Annotated in this window: 23 protein-coding genes and 2 pseudogenes; 24 read left to right on the plus strand and 1 reads right to left on the minus strand. The window is 70.7% G+C overall.

Translation table 11 applies throughout. The annotated features are described in order from the left end of the window. Window positions 1-11 precede the first annotated feature (11 nt). Window positions 12-758, minus strand: coding sequence for a DNA-methyltransferase (locus tag GCU69_RS28150; protein ID WP_047471334.1), 747 nt, complete (start codon window positions 756-758; stop codon window positions 12-14). 580 nt (window positions 759-1338) lie between these two features. On the opposite strand from GCU69_RS28150, the gene GCU69_RS28155 reads away from it, so the two are divergent. The 24 genes and pseudogenes from GCU69_RS28155 (at window position 1339) to GCU69_RS28270 (ending at window position 20900) form a co-directional block, all read left to right on the plus strand. Beyond that, on the plus strand, window positions 1339-2484 hold the full coding sequence (locus GCU69_RS28155; protein ID WP_156207556.1) for a C40 family peptidase: 1146 nt from the start codon (window positions 1339-1341) through the stop codon (window positions 2482-2484). 89 nt (window positions 2485-2573) lie between these two features. Continuing rightward, entirely contained in the window at window positions 2574-2882 is a 309-nt protein-coding gene (locus GCU69_RS28160) for a DUF6112 family protein (RefSeq protein ID WP_011029048.1), read from the plus strand. Continuing rightward, window positions 2882-3562 carry a hypothetical protein gene (locus GCU69_RS28165; protein WP_156207557.1) on the plus strand — a complete coding sequence of 227 codons (681 nt, stop codon included), beginning with the start codon at window positions 2882-2884 and terminating at the stop codon, window positions 3560-3562. Before GCU69_RS28160 ends, GCU69_RS28165 begins: the two co-directional genes overlap by 1 nt. Window positions 3563-3590: 28 nt before the next feature. Beyond that, entirely contained in the window at window positions 3591-5000 is a 1410-nt protein-coding gene (locus GCU69_RS28170) for an SCO6881 family protein (RefSeq protein ID WP_156207558.1), read from the plus strand. Window positions 5001-5132: 132 nt separating this feature from the next. Further along, on the plus strand, window positions 5133-6599 hold the full coding sequence (locus GCU69_RS28175) for an SCO6880 family protein (protein ID WP_156207559.1): 1467 nt from the start codon (window positions 5133-5135) through the stop codon (window positions 6597-6599). A gap of 25 nt (window positions 6600-6624) precedes the next feature. Beyond that, window positions 6625-7077 (plus strand): DUF6238 family protein, encoded by a 453-nt coding sequence (locus GCU69_RS28180; protein ID WP_156207560.1) that lies wholly within the window; start codon window positions 6625-6627, stop codon window positions 7075-7077. A gap of 26 nt (window positions 7078-7103) precedes the next feature. Further along, a complete protein-coding gene (locus GCU69_RS28185) occupies window positions 7104-8609 on the plus strand; it encodes an ATP-binding protein (protein WP_170315952.1) in 1506 nt (501 codons plus the stop codon). A gap of 32 nt (window positions 8610-8641) precedes the next feature. Next, entirely contained in the window at window positions 8642-9337 is a 696-nt protein-coding gene (locus tag GCU69_RS28190) for a hypothetical protein (protein ID WP_235978750.1), read from the plus strand. 130 nt (window positions 9338-9467) lie between these two features. Continuing rightward, window positions 9468-10031, plus strand: coding sequence for a hypothetical protein (locus tag GCU69_RS28195; RefSeq protein WP_156207562.1), 564 nt, complete (start codon window positions 9468-9470; stop codon window positions 10029-10031). A gap of 97 nt (window positions 10032-10128) precedes the next feature. Then, window positions 10129-10890 (plus strand): hypothetical protein, encoded by a 762-nt coding sequence (locus GCU69_RS28200; RefSeq protein WP_156207563.1) that lies wholly within the window; start codon window positions 10129-10131, stop codon window positions 10888-10890. Window positions 10891-10915: 25 nt separating this feature from the next. Beyond that, the gene (locus GCU69_RS28205; protein ID WP_156207564.1) at window positions 10916-11413 is read left to right on the plus strand and encodes a hypothetical protein; all 498 of its coding nucleotides are present in this window, start codon (window positions 10916-10918) and stop codon (window positions 11411-11413) included. A gap of 158 nt (window positions 11414-11571) precedes the next feature. Next, a complete protein-coding gene (locus GCU69_RS28210; protein WP_156207565.1) occupies window positions 11572-12297 on the plus strand; it encodes a hypothetical protein in 726 nt (241 codons plus the stop codon). Between the two features lie 91 nt (window positions 12298-12388). Beyond that, window positions 12389-13054: a hypothetical protein gene (locus tag GCU69_RS28215; protein ID WP_156207566.1), complete on the plus strand. Its 666-nt coding sequence runs from the start codon at window positions 12389-12391 to the stop codon at window positions 13052-13054. 95 nt (window positions 13055-13149) lie between these two features. Next, window positions 13150-13590, plus strand: coding sequence for a hypothetical protein (locus GCU69_RS28220; protein ID WP_156207567.1), 441 nt, complete (start codon window positions 13150-13152; stop codon window positions 13588-13590). A 79-nt stretch (window positions 13591-13669) separates the two neighbouring features. Next, window positions 13670-14938, plus strand: a complete 1269-nt coding sequence (locus GCU69_RS28225) for a type IV secretory system conjugative DNA transfer family protein (RefSeq protein WP_235978751.1) — start codon at window positions 13670-13672, stop codon at window positions 14936-14938. Further along, window positions 14935-15165, plus strand: coding sequence for a hypothetical protein (locus tag GCU69_RS28230; protein ID WP_156207569.1), 231 nt, complete (start codon window positions 14935-14937; stop codon window positions 15163-15165). The genes GCU69_RS28225 and GCU69_RS28230 overlap by 4 nt, the downstream gene beginning before the upstream one ends. Beyond that, window positions 15162-16334 carry a DnaB-like helicase N-terminal domain-containing protein gene (locus GCU69_RS28235; RefSeq protein ID WP_170315953.1) on the plus strand — a complete coding sequence of 391 codons (1173 nt, stop codon included), beginning with the start codon at window positions 15162-15164 and terminating at the stop codon, window positions 16332-16334. Before GCU69_RS28230 ends, GCU69_RS28235 begins: the two co-directional genes overlap by 4 nt. Window positions 16335-16486: 152 nt before the next feature. After that, a pseudogene (locus GCU69_RS34470) lies at window positions 16487-16588 on the plus strand (DNA cytosine methyltransferase); the annotation flags it as partial. Window positions 16589-16709: 121 nt separating this feature from the next. Then, a pseudogene (locus GCU69_RS28240) lies at window positions 16710-17615 on the plus strand (DNA cytosine methyltransferase); the annotation flags it as partial. A gap of 93 nt (window positions 17616-17708) precedes the next feature. Then, the gene (locus GCU69_RS28245; RefSeq protein ID WP_037882112.1) at window positions 17709-18308 is read left to right on the plus strand and encodes a DUF4913 domain-containing protein; all 600 of its coding nucleotides are present in this window, start codon (window positions 17709-17711) and stop codon (window positions 18306-18308) included. Beyond that, complete coding sequence (locus GCU69_RS28250; RefSeq protein ID WP_156207571.1) at window positions 18305-19084, plus strand: glycosyl hydrolase; 780 nt, start codon at window positions 18305-18307, stop codon at window positions 19082-19084. Before GCU69_RS28245 ends, GCU69_RS28250 begins: the two co-directional genes overlap by 4 nt. Beyond that, a complete protein-coding gene (locus GCU69_RS28255; protein ID WP_156207572.1) occupies window positions 19081-19557 on the plus strand; it encodes a hypothetical protein in 477 nt (158 codons plus the stop codon). The genes GCU69_RS28250 and GCU69_RS28255 overlap by 4 nt, the downstream gene beginning before the upstream one ends. Beyond that, window positions 19554-20219 carry a hypothetical protein gene (locus tag GCU69_RS28260; RefSeq protein ID WP_156207573.1) on the plus strand — a complete coding sequence of 222 codons (666 nt, stop codon included), beginning with the start codon at window positions 19554-19556 and terminating at the stop codon, window positions 20217-20219. The genes GCU69_RS28255 and GCU69_RS28260 overlap by 4 nt, the downstream gene beginning before the upstream one ends. A 174-nt stretch (window positions 20220-20393) precedes the next feature. Next, window positions 20394-20900 (plus strand): hypothetical protein, encoded by a 507-nt coding sequence (locus tag GCU69_RS28270; RefSeq protein WP_235978752.1) that lies wholly within the window; start codon window positions 20394-20396, stop codon window positions 20898-20900. Window positions 20901-21006 lie beyond the last annotated feature (106 nt).

A 21006-nucleotide genomic window follows, 5' to 3' on the forward strand; every position in this document is an offset into this window, starting at 1 on the left:
CGATCTCACGCTCAGGCCTCCGGTCCGGCCAGCTCGAAGTCGTCCTTCGTCAGTTCGGCCCGCAGCCGCTCCTCGGCGACGTCCGCGTAGTGCGCGGACAGCTCGACGCCCACGAAGCGGCGTCCCTCGCGCAGGGCCGCGACCCCGGTGGAGCCGCTGCCGGTGAACGGGTCGAGGACGGTGCCACCCTCGGGGCAGACCTGGACGAGCTGCTGCATGACCTCGACCGGCTTCTGGGTGATGTGAACCCGGCCCTTGCGGGGCTGGGAGGCGATGTAGTGCCCCGGCAGGTAGAGGTCGCGGGTGTTGTCGAGGGAGCCCTTGACGCCCCAGATGATGAACTCCGAGTCCTGCTTCGGCCCGCCCTTGCGGGGCCGGCTGGACGGCTTGATCCACGGAATCGTGCCGCTCCAGGTCCATCCCGCCATCTGCAGGGCGTCGGAGGTGGTCGGCTCCTGGCGCCAGTCGGTGAAGACCATCGCGACCGCGTGCTCGGTCGAGGCCCGGTACGCCTCGGTGAGAAGTTCGGTGAGCCAGGAGCGGTAGGAGCGCTGGTCGCGGTTCTCGCCCGGGAAGTTGGCGAGGTCGTGCGCCGAGTTGCTCGTGACGTACTTGGCACGTGCGGTACGGCCGGTTCGATCAGAGCTGGTGCGGCCCCCGGAGTTGTACGGCGGATCGGTGATCACCGCCTGGACGCTCTCGTCCGGGAGGGACTTCAGGACGGTCAGGGCGTCGCCTCGGTGCAGCGTGTAGCTCATGGGGAGGGCCTCTCTTCGGGCGCGGCGGAGTCTGGACCTGCTCCGGGCAGCGCTCAACGGCGTGCATCCGGTGCGAGGTTGCAGCGGAGGTTAACGGCGAATTCCGGCCGCGCCTAACGAGGTGGCTCCCTGCTTCGGGCCCCTGGATGGCAGTCGTTTGGCGCGGCCGGAATCCCGGTCTACTGTCTCGCCGTGCCACCGGGAAGGAGCGCTGCTCCACCCCCGTTGAGCTGTGCTTATCCGTGCCGTCTCGTCCAATCGAGCAGCGTCGGAGGCATGTTGCCCATCTGCCCGCGAGCGCCGTGAGGAGGCCCCTGTGCACTGCCTGAGATTACGAGCGCGGCTGGCTGCCGCGCGTGACCTGAAACCGGCGTCCTGGAGCTACCAACTCCTCTGACCCGGGCCCGCCGAGAGGCGGATGCACATCGGCGCGGTGCCGACGGCTTTGCACGAGAAGTCGGCACCGCGTCTCCTTCGAACACCGAGGAGCCGCTGCGATGCAGCATGCCCTGACACACCCGCGCCCCGACCCACCTCCCTCGACCGGTCCGCACCACCGACACGCTGAACGGCGGCGGCCGTGAAGAAGACGACGGGAGCCCTCGTCGGTCTGTGCGCCACCGGACCACTCCTGCTGGCACTGCCGATCCTTGGCATCGGTGCCGGGACCGCCTCGGCTTCGTGCTCGACCGACGGTGCACAGGGTGTGGACGCCTCCGCCGTCGCCAAGCAGGTGAAGGCCATCCTGGACGGCGGCGACAAGGGCTCGGTCTCCGTGCCGGGTCTGGACGCGCCTGCCGACCAAGTGCCCAACGCCAAGACGATCCAGGCCACGGGCGTCGCGATGAACATCCCCGCCCGAGGGCAGGTCGTCGCCCTGGCGACCGCGCTGCAGGAGAGCGGCCTGCGGAACCTGACCTACGGCGACCGCGATTCGCTGGGTCTCTTCCAGCAGCGGCCGTCGATGGGCTGGGGTACGGCCAGCCAGATCCTCGACCCGGTGCACGCCTCGACGAAGTTCTACGAGGGGCTCAAGAAGGTCTCCGGCTGGCAGTCCCTCTCTGTCACCCAGGCCGCCCAGGCGGTACAGAAGTCGGGCTTCCCGGAGGCGTACGCCAAATGGGAGCCGCTGGCCACCGCCCTGCAGAAGGCCATCGAGCCCCTGCTGCAGAAGGCTGGCGGCGCATCGCCGAGCCCGTCGCCGTCCGGCTCTGCCGACACCGGCAGCCCCTCTCCCGATTCCGCGGGGGGTTGTTCGGCGGACGGCGATGGGACGGACTTCGGCACCATCCCGGCGGGCGTACTGCCGGAGGAGTACAAGATTCCCGCCTCCGCGCCGCCGAAGGTACAGACGGCGATCCGGTGGGCGCTCGGCCAGCTCGGCACCCCGTATCAGTGGGGCGGCACGTGCACCGACTCCCACGGCAAAAACCCGATGGGCCGCTGCGACTGCTCCTCCCTGATGCAGGGCGCGTACAAGGCCGCCGGGGTCACCCTGACGCGGACCACGTACACGCAGGTCAAGGACGGCAAGGCCGTCTCGGTCGATGCCCTCAAGCCGGGCGACCTCCTCTTCACCGAGGGGACGGCCGCCGTACCGGAACACGTCGGGATGGCGATCGGGCAGGGCCTGATCGTCCACGCCCCGCACACCGGTGACGTCGTACGGATCACCACCGTCGCGTCCTGGAAATCGCGGACTCTCGCGGCCCGCCGAGTCGTCTGACCGGCGCTCCTCCCCCCTCCTCACCTCCCCTCGCACCGCTGGTTCGCCCCACCGGGCTTTGGCGTGCACTCATTCGAACTGGAGTTCCCTTGTATCTCGCTGAACAGGTCATACAGCTCGCCTACGACCCCGGAATCAAGCCCAACGAGGGCGGGCTCCCTGGCCTCAACGTCCTCAAGCAGGTGATGGGCTCGATCAACTTGTTCGGACTCATTGCCGTGGTCGGAGCCCTCGCCGTCAGTGCGGGCGTGTGGGCCTGGGGTCACCACTCCGGTGGTCACCAGGCCGAGGCGAACGGGAAGAAGGGCGTGCTGGTAAGCGCGGGCGCGGCCCTTCTTCTCGGTGCGGCCAACGGTGTGGTGGCGTTCTTCTCGACGCTCGGGACGCAGGTCCACTGATGGCTCAGCACTCCACCCACCCCGGCGGCGCATCTCGCGTGCGCCGCCGGGCGCTGCTCGGCACTGCCGTCCTGGCGGTGCTCGTCGCCCTCGCCGGCCTGGCCGCCTACCTCACCCGCGAGGGCCGAAGCCCCTCCGATACTGCTTCCCCACCGCCGAGTTCGCCCACGGCGTCCTCGTCGCCCGCGGCACCGTCCGGGCCGCACACCCGGCCCCGCGCTCTGCCCGTTCCGCCGAAAACCCACGACCCGATCACGTACGGGAAGGCCGCCGCCGCAGCGCTGTGGTCGTACGACACCCGCGCGTACTCGCAGCCCGAGCTGCGCAAGGCGCTGCGCGGCTGGCTGACCACGGAGTCGAAGTACGCCGACCCGGCCTCCGTCGACCAGGCGGTCCCCTCGGCCGTGCTGTGGAAGGAGATGGCGGCCAACAGGCAGGTCGCCACCGCCAAGATCAACGAGGGGCACTTCCCGCACGCCTTTACCCAGGCCCTCCAGGACGACCCCGGGGCGATCACCCAGGCGTACGTCTACGCCATCACGGTCTCCGGCAAGCAGTCGATTCGCTGGAAGGGCTCGGCCGCCGGCGGCGCGGAGAGCCGGTCCACCACCCTCGCGGTCCAGTGCCGGCCCAACCACTCCTGCGCCCTGGTCGGCGTCATGCCGTCCGTCGCGCCCTGACCCTCGCCCCAGAACGGAGGTACGACCCATGGGAGTCTGCGACTTCCCGCTGATGGACAAGGTGTGCGGCGCTGTCGACTTCGCCACCAACCCCGCCGGCACCGTCACCGACGGTCTCGGCGCGTGGATCGCGAAGTCGGCGGGCGAGCTGGCGTCCAGCGCGGCCGACCTGGCCGCCAAGGCCGTCAACAAGACGACGGCCATCGACCTCAACGCCGGGTGGTTCCGCGACAACTACGAGCTGCTGCTGCCCATCGGCCTCGCCCTGACCGTCGGCATCTTCTGCATCCAGCTCATGACCGCGGCCTGGCGCCGAGACGAACGTGCCCTCGCCAAGGCGGCGTTCGGCACCATGACCGGAGTCCTGTTCAGCTTCTCCGCGATCGCTTTCACGACCGTCGCCATCACCGTGGTGGACGCGCTGTCCGACGGCCTCTTCAAAGCCGCCAACACCTCGATCGACGACGCGATCCGTCGTGTGATCAAGGTTGATCAGATGGGGGCCATGTACGGCCTCGGCTGGGGTGTGCCCGCGCTGGTGGCCTTCGGGTGCGCGATCGGTGCCTTCCTCTACTGGGGCGTGATGGTGGCCCGCAAGGTAGGTGTCCTGATCATGGTCGCGCTCGCGGTGTTCGCCGGGGCGGGCGGCGGCTGGGAAGTCGCCAAACGGTGGCGGCGCGGCTGGATCGAGGCCACCGGAACCCTGATCGTCTCCAAGCTGTTGATGACCGTGGTCTTCCTGATCGGCGTCTCCGCCATGGGCAAGACCGACGCCAGCGACGGAATGGCGGCCCTGTCCGACGCGATGGCTGGCATCGTCGTGATGGTCCTGGTGTTGCTCTGCCCCTACGCGACGTACAAGTTCGTCCACTGGGCCAGCGACGGCGGCGGCCACGACGACATGCACCGCACCGGTGTCGCCGGCATGGCGGTCGCCGCAGGAGCCGCGAAGACCGCAGGCAGCCTCGCACTGCGGGCCGGTACCGGCGCCCCCGCTCCGCAGGGTCCGAACCAGGTCCCGGGCGCGGGCACCGATGGCGTCGCCTCCGGCATCAACCCCTCCGGCGGCAACCTCAGCAAGGAGGGCATCGACGCCGGGCCGCCCAAGCAGCAGACCCGCTTCCGGTACGGCGAAGACCCGAACGCGAGCGGCGACAAGGGCCGGGCTCTGATCCAGCGCCCCGGGATCCCGCCGCTGATCACACGTCCTGGCGAGGACGAACCGGAAGGGTCCGAATCGACTGCCCAAGGCGTTGCGGGCGGCTCCGGTCACCTTGCAGCCGCATCGGCTCCGGGCGGCGACATGACCTCCATGCCGCCAGCCGACCCCGGACCTTCGGCCTCGGGCACTCCGGCGTCCGCGTCCGGTCCGTCGGCCACCGGCTCCGCGACGCCGACGAACTGGGTGTATCCCACCCAGCCGCCGTCGGGTTCCTGACCCACATCCCCGGGGGCGGGCCGCACTCCACGGCCCGCCCCCGCCTCCCCTCCAGCAGGAAGGTTTCGCCATGACGTCCAGAAGAGCGCCGCGCGCCCCGTCCTCCGCCCGCTCCCACCGTCTGGAACCACCATGTCCGGCAAGCACCAGTCCTCCACGCCCACCGTGAAGTTCCCGCACCGCAGCAGGCGGGGCGTCCTGCTCGGCCTGACCGTCCCGCAGTTGACCGTCGCCGGACTCACCGGCCTTCTCCTGCTCGCCGTGATTCTCGCCCGCGGTGTGGTCGGCGCCCTCCAGCTCATCCCGCTGTGGGCCGTGATCGCCCTGCTCGTCTTCGTCCGCCACCGAGGCCGTGCTCTGGCGGACTGGGCCCCGATCGTCGTCCGATACGCGCTGCGCCGGATGCGAGGCCAGCTCGTCTGGCTCACCCGGCCCTCCCGCCGGCCAACCCGCGAGGGCCTGCTCCACCTTCCCGGCACCGCTGCCAGCCTGCGCGTGACCACTGCTCCCGACGGCAAATACGGCGCCGTCCACAACCCGCAAACCGGGACGCTGACCGCGGTGGTCAAGGTCTCCTCCCGCGCCTACGCCCTGCTCGACCCCGGCACGCAGCAGGCCAACGTCGGCGGCTGGGGACGCGCTCTGGCAGCCCTCGCCCGTACCGGGCAGATCGCCCGCATCCAGGTGATCGAGCGCACCATCCCCGACTCCGGCGACGCGCTGCGCCGCTACTGGGAAGAGCACGGCCGACCCGACACCCCGATGGCCGGCGCGATCTACAACGAGCTGATCCAGAGCGCCGGCCCCGCAGCCGCCCCGCACGAGGCGTACGTCGCGGTGTCCCTGGACACCAAGGCGGCCCGTCGGCTGATCAACCAGGCTGGCGGCGGTCTCACCGGTGCCTTCAGTGTCCTCGCCCAGCTCACCTCCACGTTCGACCAGGCGGCGCGAACCGCGGGTCTCACCCCGACGGGCTGGCTCACCGCCCGCGAGATCGCCGCCGTGGTGCGCACCTCCTACGACCCCAAGGCGCTGGCGACACTCGACCGCTGGTCCACGGCCGGTCGCCCCGAGGCCGAGCCCGCCGCCGCCGGCCCCGTCGTGGTCGTCGAGAAGGCGGACCACATCGCAACCGACTCCGCCGTGCACGCCACCTACTGGGTGGAGAACTGGCCGCGCACCGAGACCAGCGCCGGCTTCCTGCACCAGCTCCTGTTCACCGGCGGCGTCCGGCGCACGCTGTCGCTCTCCTACGAGCCGAAGAACCTCGACGCGGCCCTGCGCGACGTGCAGCGCAAGAAGTCCAGCGTGATCGCCGACGCCGCCGAACGGGCCCGGCGCGGCCAGGTCGACTCCGAGGCGGACTCGATCGAGTACCAGGACATCAAGTCCCGCGAACGCCAGCTCATCGCCGGGCACGCCGACGTCGCCCTGACCGGTCTGCTGACCGTCTCGGCCGACACCGAGGACGAGCTGCGCACAGCCTGCGCCGTCGTGGAGACCGCCGCTGTCGGCGCCCAGCTCGATCTCCGGCCGCTGACCTGGCAGCAGGCCGAGGCGTTCACCGCCGCCGCCCTGCCGCTCGCGCTCGCCGCCTGACCCTTCCCTTCGAAAGAGCACCCTCATGTCCCGCACCGCCAGCCCGACCGCGCAGGACTTCGTGCCCTTCGCCACCGCCGCGCTCGACTTCCATCGGGCACTCAACATCCCGGGCGGCCCGCTGGTCACCACCCGGGCTGAGCTGGACACCCTGCACGCCCACCTCGTCTCGCTGTACGGGCTGCTCGACGCCCACGCCAGTCGCACCGGGGGGCTCGTCGCGGTCGAGGGCGACCAGCTCCGTACCGCCCGCACCCGCATCTGGCAGGCCGCCGAGCACCTCCACGCCGCCTACCACGCGGCACCCCGGCCGGAGTCCGGCGAGATCCCCGCACCGGAGGCGTGCCAGGCCGGCCTTCCCGAGGGAGCACCGGAACTGACCATCTGCCAGCGCCACCAGCGCACCGCTCATCTCGTGCGGCGGCGCACCACCCCGGCCGACCTGCACGCTCCGTTCACCGGCCTCGTCCGCCGCTGACCCACCCCTCACCTGGAGAAACGCTCATGCCTCGTACCCGCGCCAGCGCCTCCCCTCTGTTCGTGCCCCGTAAGACGACACGCGCCGAGCAGCGGGCCGCCCGAGCCGGTTTCACCGAAGCCCGCCGCCAGGCACGCCTCGCCGGAAACCCGCCCAAGCACCGCGCCGAGCAGACCCTCGACCCAGATCTGCGGCCCACCTACCCGCTCGCCGGTCGCCCCGGTCCGGCCTCCGCCCGCGGCGGCAAGCTCGCCCTGCCCGCCCACCGGATGACCACCGCCACAGCCAGCGGCGCGTACCCGTTCGTGGCCGAGGGCGGCCTGGGCGCCGAAGGGGTGTTCATCGGCCGCGATGTGCACGCGGAGGCGGCTTTCTGCTTCGACCCGTTCTCGCTCTACAACAGCGGCAGGGTGGAGGGCTTCACCAACCCCAACGCGGTCCTGGCCGGGATCATCGGCATGGGCAAGTCGGCGCTGGCGAAGTCGATCGCCACCCGGTCGATCGCCCACGGCTACCGGATCTACATCCCCTGCGATCCCAAGGGGGAGTGGACCGGTGTCTCGCAGGCCCTCGGCGGATACAGCATCGCCCTGGGCCCGGGGCTCCCTGGACGGTTGAATCCGCTGGACGCCCCGGCTCGCCCCGCCTCCGTGAGCGAGGAGGACTGGTTCACGGAGGTTCGCAAGCGCCGTCTGCTGCTGCTGGCCAGCCTCGCCCGCACCGTGCTGAAGCGCGACCTGCTACCGATGGAGCACACCGCCCTCGACCTGGCCCTGGATCTGGTCGTCGCTGACGCCGCCGCCCGGGGCACGGTGCCGCTGCTCGGCGAGATCGCCCACGTACTCGGCTCCCCCGAACGCCTCGACCAGGCCCTCGGCCACCAGGCGGGGCACCTCGGTTCAGCCGCCCAGGACCTCGCCCATGCCTTGCGACGTCTCGTGCACGGCGACTTGAGCGGCATGTTCGACGCGCCGAGCACCGTGTCGTTCGACCCAACCACACCGATGCTGTCCATCGATCTCTCCCGTCTCGGCGGCTCCGGTGACGACACGGCACTGGTACTCGCGATGACGTGCGCGAGCGCGTGGATGGAGTCAGCCCTCAGTGATCCCGATGGCGGTCGGCGCTGGGTGATCTACGACGAGGCGTGGCGGCTGATGCGGCACGTCGGGCTGCTGGAGCGGATGCAAAGCCAGTGGAAGCTCTCCCGAGGGCTGGGCATCGCGAACCTGATGGTGATCCACCGCCTCAGCGATTTGCTCTCGGCGGGCGACGCCGGGTCGCGCGGCCGGGTCCTTGCCGAGGGGCTCCTCGCGGACTGCAGCACGCGCATCATCTACCGCCAGGAGCCCGACCAGCTCGCCGCCGCTGCATCTCTGCTCGGCCTGACCGGCGTCGAGACCCAGGCGGTGTCCGCTCTGACCAAGGGCCGAGGTCTGTGGAAGGTCGCCGGCCGCTCGTTCATCACCCAGCACATCCTCCACCCGGCTGAGCGGGAGCTGTTTGACACAGACGCCCGCATGGCGGCCTAGCCCAACGACCAGCACAGCAACGGGAATCGATCATGTCTGCTTCTTCCACTCCTTCCTCCGGTGACAACCAGCCGTCGCAGGCCACCGACCCTTTGGCGTGGCGACGGCACCTCCCGGCATTGGCCTCGGCCGCCGCCGGGATCAACGAGGCGTGCGACGCCTGGGACGCGGTTTCGGACTCGCTCTGCGACGCGGACGGCTGGCCGCTGGACGACAAGGTCTACGGGGACGGGAAGGTCAAGCGGGACGCCGAAGCGTGGAAGCACGCCGAGGTGTTCCTCGACCACGGACCCGAGGTGCTGGCCGGGGTCCGCGCCGCCGCCGACGGCCCCGACTACGTCGAGGGGCCGATCAGTGACGACCTCCGTCGGATACGCGGGATCGACACCATCCTGTTCCGGGCGGAGGAGCTGCGGCACGAATGGTACGGCGTCATGGCGCTTATGGACGGTTCGCAGCCGAGCGTGCTTCACCTCTACAAGGAGCGTGCCGAGGAGCACCGCAACACCGAGGGCTGGCACTACTCACATGAACTCGGTTCCAAGGGACCGGCGTTGGTGCGTGTCGGTGAATACCTAGCTCACCGAGCGGACACCGAACGGCCGGCGCAGACCGAGCGGGCTCGCGTCGCCCGGACCCGCTCGACGCACAACACCCCTGGGGTATCACCTGCTTTGCCCCAGGTCCCGCCGGCATCGCATCCACCGGCTCCCGGTCGCTCGCGGTGATCCCTAGCACGCAGTCACGGCAGCGCCAAACTGCCCGATCACCGGATCCTCATGGACCACCGCACTCCTTCAAGCTCCACGCCCCCGTCGGCTCCCGCCGTGCGGCGGGGCGTTCGCAACGGAGAACTCCATGCACCACAAAACCTCGCCCCCGACCGCCAGGTCCGATCCGCGTCGCCTTCAGGCTGCCCTCTGTTCCGCGCTCGGGCAGCGCGGCCTGGAGGGCACCGTCGAGTACGGCCTGAGCGACTACATCGTCCACGCCGAGCTTCCCGACGGCAGTTCGCTGATCATCTCGCCGCCGCAGGAGCCGCCCTCCGAGCACCCCGAGTCCCCGGAAAGCTGGATGGTCACCCGCCACCGGTCCGTCGAGCCTGCCGTCTACGAGGTGATCTACGACTCCGAGCCGGACGGTCCGCATGCGCGCCACGGCGGCAGCGTGCCGGATCTCCTCTCCGCTGTCGACGCCCGCCTGGACCAGCTTGGCGTACCACCACGCCAGGAGCAGGAACGTTCCGGCAAGGCGCGCGCCGCCACCGTGCTCCCGCCCGACTCCGCTCCATCCCGGGCGAGTGTCGCTCTCGCCTCTTCGCCGTCGGTCGGCCAGCGCGTGCTCCCGACCGGTCCGCCGCCGGAGTCTTCCGCGCGGGCCGCGCCGCCGTCGGCCAGGTCCTCATCCGCCCCCCGGCTCTAACCGACCGCGATCCAGGAGTCCTCCGTGCACGGCACCCTCAGAACTGATCCGCCCGTCGCCCGCACCTGTAACCGCACCCGCCTCGGATGGATCTGCCATGCCCAGCCACTACGACGTGCTGCCCGACCTGGCCTTCGGCCACCACCCCGTCCACGGCATCGTCGCCGCGAACCCGAAGAACCTCGCGGCCAGCACCTGGATGCTCAAGGGATTCGACTTCCATCCCGTCCCCGACCAGCCGACGTTGTACGCGCTGGCCGACCAGAACCGTGACGGCCACGGCCGTACGAGCCGGGCCATCGAGCTGCTGCGCAAGGCCGGCTACCAGGTCGATGTGGACGTCGCACTTGACCCTGCGCTGGCGCCCGACACGGCACAGGTACGCGACCGCGGTCCGCTCGGTGAACCAGACGTCGCCTTCGCCGATCACCCGCAGCTCGGCATCGTCGCAGCCCTCGACGACCGTGTCTCCGGCCTCAGCGGGCTCGCGCTGGTGGAGGACGGCTGGCGGCACAACTCGAGCCTGGACATCTACACGCTCCCCGCGACCACCGATCGCGTCGAGGCGCTGGGGAAAGTCGCCGACGCCACGGTGGCCCTGCACCGTTCGGGGCTCCAGGTCGCAGTGCAGCCCCGCCTCGCTCAAGAGGTGACGGCTCGGCCCCGCCCTGCTGCCACGCCGGCCGTCGGCCGTGAGCGCGGCCGTGGTCCCGCTCGCGCGTCTCCGTTGAGCGCCGCCGCGCTCGCCGCCAGCCCGGCCCGTGCCGGTATCCCGGGCAGGGCGCCGGTCCCCGCCGCCGTCACCACACCGGCGGTCCGGCCGGTTGACCCCCGCATCGCGTACTCCCGCGACCGCTGATCCAACTCCTCAAGGAGGCCCTTCCATGGCCGTGAAGACGATCTGGCCTATCGACCACACCTGCGGTCACCATGCCGACCGCGACTTGTCCGACCGACCGGCCGACCGCCGCGCCGGCTTCGCCGAGTGGCTCGCCAGGCAGGAGTGCACGGACTGCTGGCGCGCCTCGAACGAGGGCGCCGAGCAAGACAAGGCCGCCTGGCTCAAGGCGAAGCGCGCCGAGGAGCAGACGGCGTCCGAAGCCTGGTCCGAGCAGTACCGGATGCCTCCCCTGGAGGGGACGGAGCGGGCCGTTCCCTGGGGCGTGCGCTGTCGTCACCAGATCCTGACCAACGCCTACACCGCACTGGTCACCGAAGGCACGACCAGCGAAGCGGAGTGGGCGGAGATCGAGGAGAACGCTCGTACGGTGACCCGTGCCGGGTGGTGGATAGACCAGAGGTCGTCCGAGCCCGAAGACCTCACCGAACTGCTCCGAGCCGCCACCGAGGCCGACCGGCCGACAGAGAATCCCTTCTTCTGACCGACCGGGTGCCCTGCTGCGGCGGGGCACCCGGCTGACCGCCACCGTGCGGCCTCTACCAGCGATTCTCGGCCGGACCAAACCCCGGATTTGCCGGACGCTCTGCCCACTGGCCCACCTCCAACGGGTCCTTCGCTCCCTCTGCCCCGGAGACTTCCGTGCCTACCTCGATCACCATCACGTCCGAGTTCAGCGGCAGCGTCGTTGCCAAGGGCGCTACTGATGACCTCTCCGCGCAGCTCCTCCGTCACGCCGGTTTCAAGCAGATCGACGACTGGCACGGCCGACGCCATCGCCTGCCCACCACCACTCCGCTCGCCGACCAGGTCGCCATCGCCAGCCATGCGGCCGAGATGCTTCGAGCCGCTCGCTATGACGTCACCCTTCCGCCGTCTCTGGACACGGCCCGGATGAGCCCTCCGGTGCATGTGCTGGGGCCCTACGCCGCCGGAGCCGAACTTCTCAGCATCACGGACCAGATCCGTGCGGCCGAAGACGGAGCCAGCCTTCAGCGGGCAGTTGACCACCTCCTTCACCCCGAGCACGGTGCGCTGGAGCGTGTCCGGGAGGCGCTGGAAGCAGCGGGAGAACAGGTCAACGACCTGGACGACGACGCGTATGCGCTCGCCGACCGGTTCGGCTTCGCCTCGGAGTTCGTCAGCTCGGCCCAGTCCGAACTCGTCGATTCCGAGGCCGAGCTACGCCGCGTCGGCGCCGCTTCGACGAGTTACTCGGCAGCACGGACCGTCCGTGATCACCGTGGTGCCGCTCTGGCCACTTCTCCTGCGGCGAACCAGGCCAAGGTCTCCTCGGCGTCCAGTTCCCAGACGGCGCCGCTCACTACGACGGGTCACCCGCCGCGCGCCGCAACGCCCCGACGGTGACCCCGGCGGCTCTCTTCGCCGTCGGCCACCAGTACGTCGCGCGTCCCCGCTCGACCCACCTGTCAAAGACCACTCACCCGAAGAGGCAAACGTGCCCGAGTACTACTCCAGCATCGGCGAGGCCGTCGGTGCGGCCATGCAGCACAACATCCGGCTCGCCCACCGCAGCGCGGCACCGGGCTCCGACAAGCCGCTGCAGGTCAGGCACCTGCCCAGCGCTTCCGCCGATCCGTACTCGGTCCGTGGAATGATCTCTCGCCTCCACGAGGACGCCTCGCCCGATGAGGTGGCGGGCATCATCGAGGAGGTCAACGGCGCACTGGTCGGGGCTCTGCCCGAGCTGGCCGAACTCGTCGCCTCTGCCGCTGACTGGACTCGCGCCCGTCTCGACTTCGACGACCCGCATCACAATCCGACTTTCGAGACGTGGACACGACTGGCAGCCGCGTACGGGATGCTCCAGGACGTCCGTGAGCAGTTGGAAGTCGCCGAGGACAGTCTCGCTGCCTGTCCCGCAGAGCGCACGGACCCCCGGCACCACCAGATGGTCAACGTCTTGCGCAGCCGGGAGCTGCTCGACGATGTCCTCGGTGCCGAGGCTGCTCGTGTGCCGTCCGCTCCCCGGAACGTCGATTCAGACCGGCAGCGGGCGGCCCGCGCCTCCTCGCCGCGCGCCGGAACATCGCCGTCGACCGGCAGTCCGCCGGCCACCGCAGCACCTCCGCCCGCGCCTCGTTCTGCCGGCCGACCCCGCTGAAGCGTTCCGCCTCAGACGTCCAGGAGTACCCCCATGAGCTGCATGAGAGCCGAGCGCGCCCCGCCCCCGCCCGCTCACACACCCAAGGAACCGCCGTGCCTTCCCCGCGCACCAGCGCGCCCTCGACCACCACCGGGTCGGACGCGCTCCTCTACCTCCTGTTCGGCATCCTCGGCGCCGCCATGGCCTTCGGCTCCCTGGCCTGGCTGACCGGAAATCTCACCAATAACTTCGTCGGGAGCGGGACATGGGCCCCCTTCCGCGTCACGGACGCGCTGCTGCACCCGGAGGTGCTGTGGCCGACCTTGAGCACCAGCATGCTGATGGTCGGTGCCCGCGTCGTCCCCGGCTTGCTCACCGTTGCCCTGGTCGTCACCGCTGCGGTGATGTGGATGCGCTGGCGTGCCGGGTCCAAGTCCGGCCTCGCCCGCAAGGCGGACCTGGCGCCGCTGCTGGACAAGGAGATCGTCGCCAAGGCGAAGAGCCTCCGCCCGAGCCTGGGCGGCCGGGAGAGTAGAAGAGGTCCTGCCCGCTGACCGCGGCATCCTGCTTGGCACCCTCGATCCCGGTCGTGCGGAGGTCCGCGCGTCCTGGGAGGACGTGATCGTCGCGATCATGGCTCCGCGTTCCGGCAAGACGTCCGGGCTGGCGATCCCCGCGATCCTCTCGGCACCGGGTCCGGTCCTACTCACCAGTAACAAAGCCGCGAACGACGCCTTCACCGCCACGGTGGACGCCCGCGCCGAGGTCGGCACGATCTGGACCCTCGATCCGCAGCAGATCGCCCACCACCCGCGCGAGATGTGGTGGGACATCCTCGCTGACGCCCGCGATCTCGCCGGGGCGAAGAGGCTGGCGGGGCACTTCGTGACGGCGAGCGTGGACGAGTCCAGCGGCTCCGACTTCTGGTCAACCGCCGCGAGCAACACCCTCGGCGCCCTCTTCCTCGCCGCCGCGTCCCACCGGCGGCCGATCACCGACGTCCTGGCCTGGCTCGCCATGCCGGCCGACCGCACCCCGGTGGACCTGCTCACCGACGCCGGCCACCACGCGGTCGCCGCCCAACTCCAGGGCACCGTCTCCGGCGCCACCGAAACGCGTGACGGCATCTATGAGACCGCGAGGCAGTACGCGAGCTGCCTACTCGACGCGGACGTCGCCGCCTGGGTCACCCCGAACGACGACCTCCCCGAGTTCCAGCCGTTCGCCTTCGCCACGTCCCGCGACACCCTGTACCTGCTGAGCAAGGACGGCGGCGGCAGTGCGTCCGCCATCATCGCGGCGGCGGCCGACGCCGTCATGCGCGCGGCCGTGATCGTCGCCGAGCGCTCCGGCGGGCGACTCGACCCGCCCGCTTTGTGCGTCCTCGACGAGGCGGCGAATGTCTGCCGCATCTCGGACCTCCCTGATCTCTACAGCCACTTGGGAAGCCGAGGCGTCATCCCGATGACGATCCTGCAGTCCTACCGTCAGGGCCAGCGGTGCTGGGGCGAGGCCGGTATGGACGCCCTGTACTCCGCCGCCACCATCAAGATCATCGGATCTGGCATCGACGACGCCGACTTCGCCGACCGGCTCAGCCGACAGGTCGGCGACCACGACGTCCAGACCACCTCGGTGTCGACCAGCGAGGGCGGCAAGTCCACCTCGGTGAGCATGCGCACGGAGCGGATCCTTCCACCGGACGCCATCCGCGCCCTGCCCAAGGGCAAGGTGCTGCTGCTGGCCACCGGCATCCGGGTCGCCATGCTCAACCTCAAGCCCTGGTACAAGGAGCCCTCCGTCAAGGTGGTCGGCCCGGCTTCCGCTCGCGCCACGAAGGCCATCACCGAGCGCGCCCTCGCGAAGAGCATCGGCCAGGACGATCTTGGACTGTCGGCATGAGCGCGCCCACACCACAGCAGGGGCGGTTGGCCCACGCCCCGGTCGTCCTACGCGGTGGCCGGTGGTGGCTTGACAGCGGGGCCGGCTCGGTCCCCGCCTCCGATCCCGCCTTCACCGCCGTCCTGGACGACTTCGCGCTGTCGATGGCCGCTGCCGACCAGGCAGTCGCCCACCTCCTCATCCGGCAGGACGAGGCGTCCTCCGTTGATCCCGGAGGCCGGCGGTGAACCCGCTGATGAGTGCCGAGCAGGCGGTCCTCGGCGCCGCACTCCTCGACCCCGAGCAGCTCACGCACCTGGAGTGGCTCGCTGCGGACCACTTCTATCGGCCCGTCCACCAGGCGCTGTTCGACGCCCTCCGCAAGCTGCGCAACGACGGGCACCCCGCGCTCTCGGCCGATGGTCCGTTGCCGCTGTCGTGGGTGACCGACGCGGTCGAGGAGGCCGGACAGCACGTGCGCGGGCTGACCGCGGCGTACGCCCACACCCTGATCCAGGCGTGTCCCCGAACCGAGCACGCCCCGGTGTACGGCCGCATGGTGCTGGAGGGGGCGATTCACCGCACCGTCGCCCAGCACGCAATCCGTCTCCACCAGGCGGCTCGGGCCGACGCCGTCCAGGGCGAGGTCGAGGGAGCGTTGCGCACGGCAGACGTCCTGAGCGGCGTACTCACCGACCTTGCGCGACGCTGGGGAACCGATCCTCGACCGGTCCCACCCACCGCTGGGCCCTCTGCCGCCACGGACATCCCGCCTCCGGCACAGAGCGGCCAGGTCGCCGAGGACGAGCGGTTCCTCCTGGCCGTCCTCGCCGAACAGCCGGGGGCCATGGGCGAGGTGGTGGCCTGGCTGCGGCCGGGAGACTTCGCCGACCCGACCCACGGGCAGCTCTACCGGTGCCTGGGCGCGCTGCACCACCGGGGCGAACCCATCGATCGGATCACCCTGCTCTGGGAGGCCCAGCGACGCGGCCTGCTGGCCGACGGCACAGTGTCGAGCGAGCAGCTGACCGCCGTCTGCGAAGGCATGGTCCCCGGCAGCGCTGACTGGTTCGGACAGCGGGTGATGCGCTCCTCCGTCACCCGCACCGCCGCCGCCTCCGCGCGAGCCATCCGGACCCTGGCCCAGGACGAGGTCCTGGGGCCCGGCCGGCTGATCAACCACGCCCTGCACGAACTCGGTCCGCTCGACGAAGTACGTGCCCGCTGGGCCACCGCGAACAGCAGTCCGGCCCCGAAGACCACGGCATCCGCTCCGTCGGCGGCCGAGCCGCCACCCGACCGAGTGAAGGCCGCCCGCGCCCGCAGCACACCCCGCCCAGGCGCGTCACCCCCAGCCCCGGCCAGCCGTCTCCCCACGCTGTCAGCAGCCCGACCACCCTCGCGCGGCCACCCGTGAGGCCCCCTCCCCATCAGCCTCTTCTGCCCCTGGAACTCGCATTGATCTACCCCACCTCCGCAGCCGCGCCGGACCTACGCGTCACGGCCTCAAGCCTCGCCACCCCGTTGATCGGGTCTCTCTGCTCGGGGTACGGCGGCCTCGACCTGGGTGTGCAGTCCGCGCTCGGCGGCACGCTCGCCTGGCACGCCGAGGTCGACCCGAACGCCTCACGCATCCTGGCCCGCCACTGGCCCGGCGTCCCGAACCTGGGCGATATCACCGCCGTCAACTGGTCCACCGTCCCCCGGGTGTGCGTCCTGACGGCCGGCTTCCCCTGTCAAAGACGTCTCGGTCGCCGGCCGCCGGGCCGGACTCAACGCCCAGACCCGCTCCGGGCTCTGGCTGCACGTCGCCCGTGCGGTCGCAGCCCTCCGACCCTGCCTGGTTGTGATCGAGAATGTGCGCGGCCTCCTCACCTCCCCCGCCGGCTCCCCTGGCGACGTGGAACTCTGCCCGTGGTGTCTGGGAGACACCGCAGGTCAGCCTGCTTTGCGGGCACTCGGTGCCGTACTCGGATCCCTGGCCGACCTCGGGTACGACGCGAAGTGGCTCGTGCTTCGCGCCTCCGACGTCGGGGCCCCGCACCGCCGCGAGCGGACCTTCCTCGCCGCATGGCCCGCCGGGCACCCTGCTGAAGACGCCGACCAGCAACATCGGCAAGAACGGCGGCAGCCAGCATCCATCGAAGCGGAAGAGCGGGGGCCACGGTCCGAACCTGGCCGACGAGGTCGAGTGGCTGCTGCTGCCGACCCCGAAGGCGTCGGACGGAATCAAGGGCTCGCCGAACCAGCGGCACGGGAATGGCGACATGACCCTGCCCAGCGCGGCTGCGTCGTTGTTGCCGACGCCGAGGGCCAGCGACACGGGCACCCCGGGCCGCCGCCCCGGGAAGGGATGGCGGCCTCCCTTGTCGGCGGTGGTCCTGCCCCTCTGGGCGGAGGAGACGCCGGAGGCGGGGACGCGGACCGGCGATGGGGAGCGTACGGATCCGCCATCACCCGATGGGAGAGCCTCACCCGCCCGGCCCCGGCTCCCACGGACGCGGCCGGTCGGCTCCGCGCGGACTTCGTGGAGTGGATGCAGGGCCTCGACGCCGGCTGGGTCACCGCGACTCCGGGGCTCGGCCGTCCGGCGCAGCTCACCGCGCTCGGCAACGGTGTCGTCCCACAACAGGCTTCGCACGCCTTGCAGTTGCTGGCACCACCCTTCCCCCGCTGTCCCCGCTGCGCCGACCGATAGCGCTCCACTACCGCGTTCTTCCGGCCGGACCAAACCGCTGATTCTCCGGATCCTCTCGGGCATGTCGCCGTCTCACAGATGGAGCACACCCCCATGGCCGACACCAGCCCGACCTCCCCCGGCCCCGAGCCGTACCGCGTCCCCGACGCAGACCTCGACGACCTCGCCAGCACCCTCGCCAAGACCATGGCCGAGGTCAGGCAGCACGGCGTCATCCTCGACCGCCTCGGCTCCGAGCCCGACCCCGGCGCCATCCAGCCGCCGGACGGCGCTCCGGAAGCCGAGGCGGCTGACGGGAAGAAGCCCGACGGCCCCGCCTCGGTGTTCATCCTCGCCCTGGGCGGCAAGGAGTACGCCGTCGAACTCGCTGCCCTCAGCGACTGGGTGAACTACCTCTTCCTACCGGTGTACGGCCGGGAGATCAGCACGAGCCGTCCCTGGTGCGCGCACTGGCACGAACACCCCGAGGCCGTCGCCCGGCTCCACGCACTCTGGCTCGCCTGGCAGCAGTTCACCGACACGGAGGCCGGCCTGTCCGGCCCCTCGACCTGGCACCGCGACCACCTGGACCAGACCCTGGCGCACCTGCGTGCGCCCGACGGACCGTTCGCGGCCTGCACGACCAGCGCAACTCGCCCCAATCACCGGGTGCTGGCCACCCCGGCGCCCGAGCAGGCGGGGGTGGCGGCGTGAACGACATTCTCGACTTCGGCCTCGCCGATCTATCGCCGGCCAACGACGACTCCGAGGAAGCGATGGAGGCCCTCTGGACTGGCGACCTGACGGTGCTGTCCCAGCACCACACCACACCCAACGGTTCGCACAGCTTCGTCCTCGCCCACGACCGATCGGTCACCTGGGGGATACCCGGCGAGCCACAGCTCGTTGCGATCGCGGTCGCTCGGGATCTACGGCAGTCCACGTTCACGTTCGAGACGAGTCACCACGCCACGGCGTCCTTCGCACAGAACTGGCTGGCAGAACGCGGCTGCCCGCTCGAACGGATCGCACTGCACGGTGGCGACTACATCAAGCCCGCCGACGACCTCACCCTCCAGGTGGAACAGCAGATCCAGAAGTCGGGCACCCGCTACGAGGTCCTCGACACCTACACCTCTGACGACAACCCCAGCGAGGCGTGGACACTCGTCAACGACTCCCAGGCCACCCAGGCACCGGTTCGTCTCTTCTACGAGGAGTGGAACCACGGTGCCGGCACGTACACGATGCGCGAAGGCGCCTTCCCCGACGTCGGCGTCGCCCAGACCTGGCTGGACGAGCGCAGCGAACCGCTGCCCGAGCCTCCGGAGTACAGCGACCACAACGGTGCTGTCGTCCGGGCCCGCATCGCCCGCATCGCCCTTTCCCGGTCCGCCGGAACCTCTCCGACACCGCAGACCGGGCTCGACGCGCCCCGCGCGTCAGCGGCGGTACCGGTCCAGCGCGCGGTCCAGGGGAGGCTGCTGTGAGCCGCGCCCGCTTCGCCTTCGCCGCGCACCCTGACGCCATCGCCGACCTGCGGGAACTCCCCTCTGAGATGCGCGATTTGGCCTTGCTGGAGCTGCAGAACCTGGTCCACGGAAGCGACGACTGCTTGCCGTTGAAGGGCCGTCTCGCCGGCTTCCACAAGGTGTACGTCGACCCGGCGGTCTCTTACCGGCTGGTCATCCAGTTCCGCCAAGCGCCACCGACCTCGACCCACAAGCGCGAGATCTACCTCGTGGCGGCTGGCAGCCGGAAGAACTACGCGGTCTACCGCGCGGCCCACCTGCGGACCGAGCCTCAGCAAGGGCTCGGCCCGGACTCCGCCACGGAGGCCCGCGTGCAGGCCGCCCGGTCTCGCTCGACGCTCACCACCGAACGGCCGACAACGGGCCGCGCGGCTGCCCCGTCACCAGCGCCGCCCTCGGCCACTGCTTCTCGAAAGGCCACCCAGCGATGACCAACGACGGTACTGCGCTGACCCGTTCAGAGCTGGCGGATCTCCTCACCGAGGCCGCTCAGAACGTCGGCGGCATCCCTGCCGCCGAGTACCCGACGGCCGCCGCCCGCTCCTACCTGCATCCCGTCTTGGGTCCGCTGGCCGCTGGGCCCCGCGTGATCACCGAGCTGAACGACCGGTTCGAGGGCTTCGTGGCCACCGAGCCACGCCCCGCTGGTTCGGCGGGCCTGTTCGCTCTGGCCTCCTACGCCTCCGCGCTGGGGTGGCTCACCGAGTCGTTCGCCGAGCTGACCTCCTCGGTCGACGAGATCTGTACCCGCGTGGGCATCCCTACGGAGCCTTGCGCCCCGATCGCCGCCACGTCCGGCGGAACCGAGCGGGACGACGAGTTCGACTTCGCCTTCAGCACACTTGAGTTGGAGGCGGTCCGCAACGCAGCCGAGGCCGCCGGCCTCGCGCCGGACGCCTACGTCGAGGTTCTCTCCCAGTCGCTACTCGCCGCCGCCCGGATCACCGACGCCTGCATGGAGATCTCCAGCGGCCTGCTCGATGACGCCGATCTCCTCAGCGAAGTGAGTGACCGCCCTCGGCTCGACAACGATCCCGGGAGCCTGCCCGCTCTGGTCCGCTCCCTGCTGGCCCGGATGGAGGCGACGGAGTGAACCCGTACGACGCAGACACACACCCTGGGCCTTATCTCGTCGTCGAAGTGCTCGGTGTCGGGGATGTCAGCGTGCACGCCCTCGCGCATGGTCCGGAGGAGCCGCTGCACCAGGCCGCTACACGCGTCATCGAAGCCGCAGCGGCGTTGGACGAGCGACACGACACAGGAACCGATGGCCGAAGCCGAGCGGGTCGAGGACGCGCTGCGCCGCTTGCATCTTCGGCACTCAACTGCCGTGATTCAGGCCCTCGACTCGGCTGACGGCCAGATGCGGTTCGTTCACATCGCCGAGGCGGCCGGTCTGGACTACGGCCTCGCACGGCAGCGACTTGTCCGGCTTCAGGCCGATGGCCTGGTCACGCGGACGGGCTCCCGGCACGGAGACCCTTACGTGCTCACCGATGCCAGCCAGGCGTTGGGGGCCGTCTACGCAAGTGTCGAGCACTGGAGCCAGCCCTTCGCGCTGCGAGGTGGAACAGCGGCACCGCGTCCGGCAGCGGCAGCCACGCGCACCCACGTCGGCATTCCGCTGGAGGCGGGAGCCGACAGCGCCCGGACCGCGGCGGCCCTACGACGGAGCGCCGCCGCGTCGAACGTCATGTTCAGCCACGCGCCTCAGCCGGAACCGCAGGTGCCGGCGGCCGTGACCGCTCAGTCGGCACCGGGCCGGGGCCGGTGACGGAGGTGAGAACTAGAGGCCACTCGCCGCCACTACGGCATCCGCGTGCGCTCCGGCGGCTCCCGCCGCTGCATACGCGGATCCGTTCTCCTCCTTCGCTTCCGGA

This window comes from Streptomyces lycii, assembly GCF_009735685.1.
Taxonomy (GTDB): domain Bacteria; phylum Actinomycetota; class Actinomycetes; order Streptomycetales; family Streptomycetaceae; genus Streptomyces; species Streptomyces lycii.

Coding starts and splice junctions, on each gene's coding strand:
- GCU69_RS28225 (WP_235978751.1), top strand. CDS start 13,670: ATGGCTCCGCGTTCCGGCAAGACGTCCGGGCTGGCGATCCCCGCGATC.
- GCU69_RS28230 (WP_156207569.1), top strand. CDS start 14,935: ATGAGCGCGCCCACACCACAGCAGGGGCGGTTGGCCCACGCCCCGGTC.
- GCU69_RS28180 (WP_156207560.1), top strand. CDS start 6,625: ATGTCCCGCACCGCCAGCCCGACCGCGCAGGACTTCGTGCCCTTCGCC.
- GCU69_RS28165 (WP_156207557.1), top strand. CDS start 2,882: ATGGCTCAGCACTCCACCCACCCCGGCGGCGCATCTCGCGTGCGCCGC.
- GCU69_RS28175 (WP_156207559.1), top strand. CDS start 5,133: ATGTCCGGCAAGCACCAGTCCTCCACGCCCACCGTGAAGTTCCCGCAC.
- GCU69_RS28245 (WP_037882112.1), top strand. CDS start 17,709: ATGGCCGACACCAGCCCGACCTCCCCCGGCCCCGAGCCGTACCGCGTC.
- GCU69_RS28190 (WP_235978750.1), top strand. CDS start 8,642: ATGTCTGCTTCTTCCACTCCTTCCTCCGGTGACAACCAGCCGTCGCAG.
- GCU69_RS28260 (WP_156207573.1), top strand. CDS start 19,554: ATGACCAACGACGGTACTGCGCTGACCCGTTCAGAGCTGGCGGATCTC.
- GCU69_RS28150 (WP_047471334.1), bottom strand. CDS start 758: ATGAGCTACACGCTGCACCGAGGCGACGCCCTGACCGTCCTGAAGTCC.
- GCU69_RS28195 (WP_156207562.1), top strand. CDS start 9,468: ATGCACCACAAAACCTCGCCCCCGACCGCCAGGTCCGATCCGCGTCGC.
- GCU69_RS28200 (WP_156207563.1), top strand. CDS start 10,129: ATGCCCAGCCACTACGACGTGCTGCCCGACCTGGCCTTCGGCCACCAC.
- GCU69_RS28170 (WP_156207558.1), top strand. CDS start 3,591: ATGGGAGTCTGCGACTTCCCGCTGATGGACAAGGTGTGCGGCGCTGTC.
- GCU69_RS28205 (WP_156207564.1), top strand. CDS start 10,916: ATGGCCGTGAAGACGATCTGGCCTATCGACCACACCTGCGGTCACCAT.
- GCU69_RS28185 (WP_170315952.1), top strand. CDS start 7,104: ATGCCTCGTACCCGCGCCAGCGCCTCCCCTCTGTTCGTGCCCCGTAAG.
- GCU69_RS28270 (WP_235978752.1), top strand. CDS start 20,394: ATGGCCGAAGCCGAGCGGGTCGAGGACGCGCTGCGCCGCTTGCATCTT.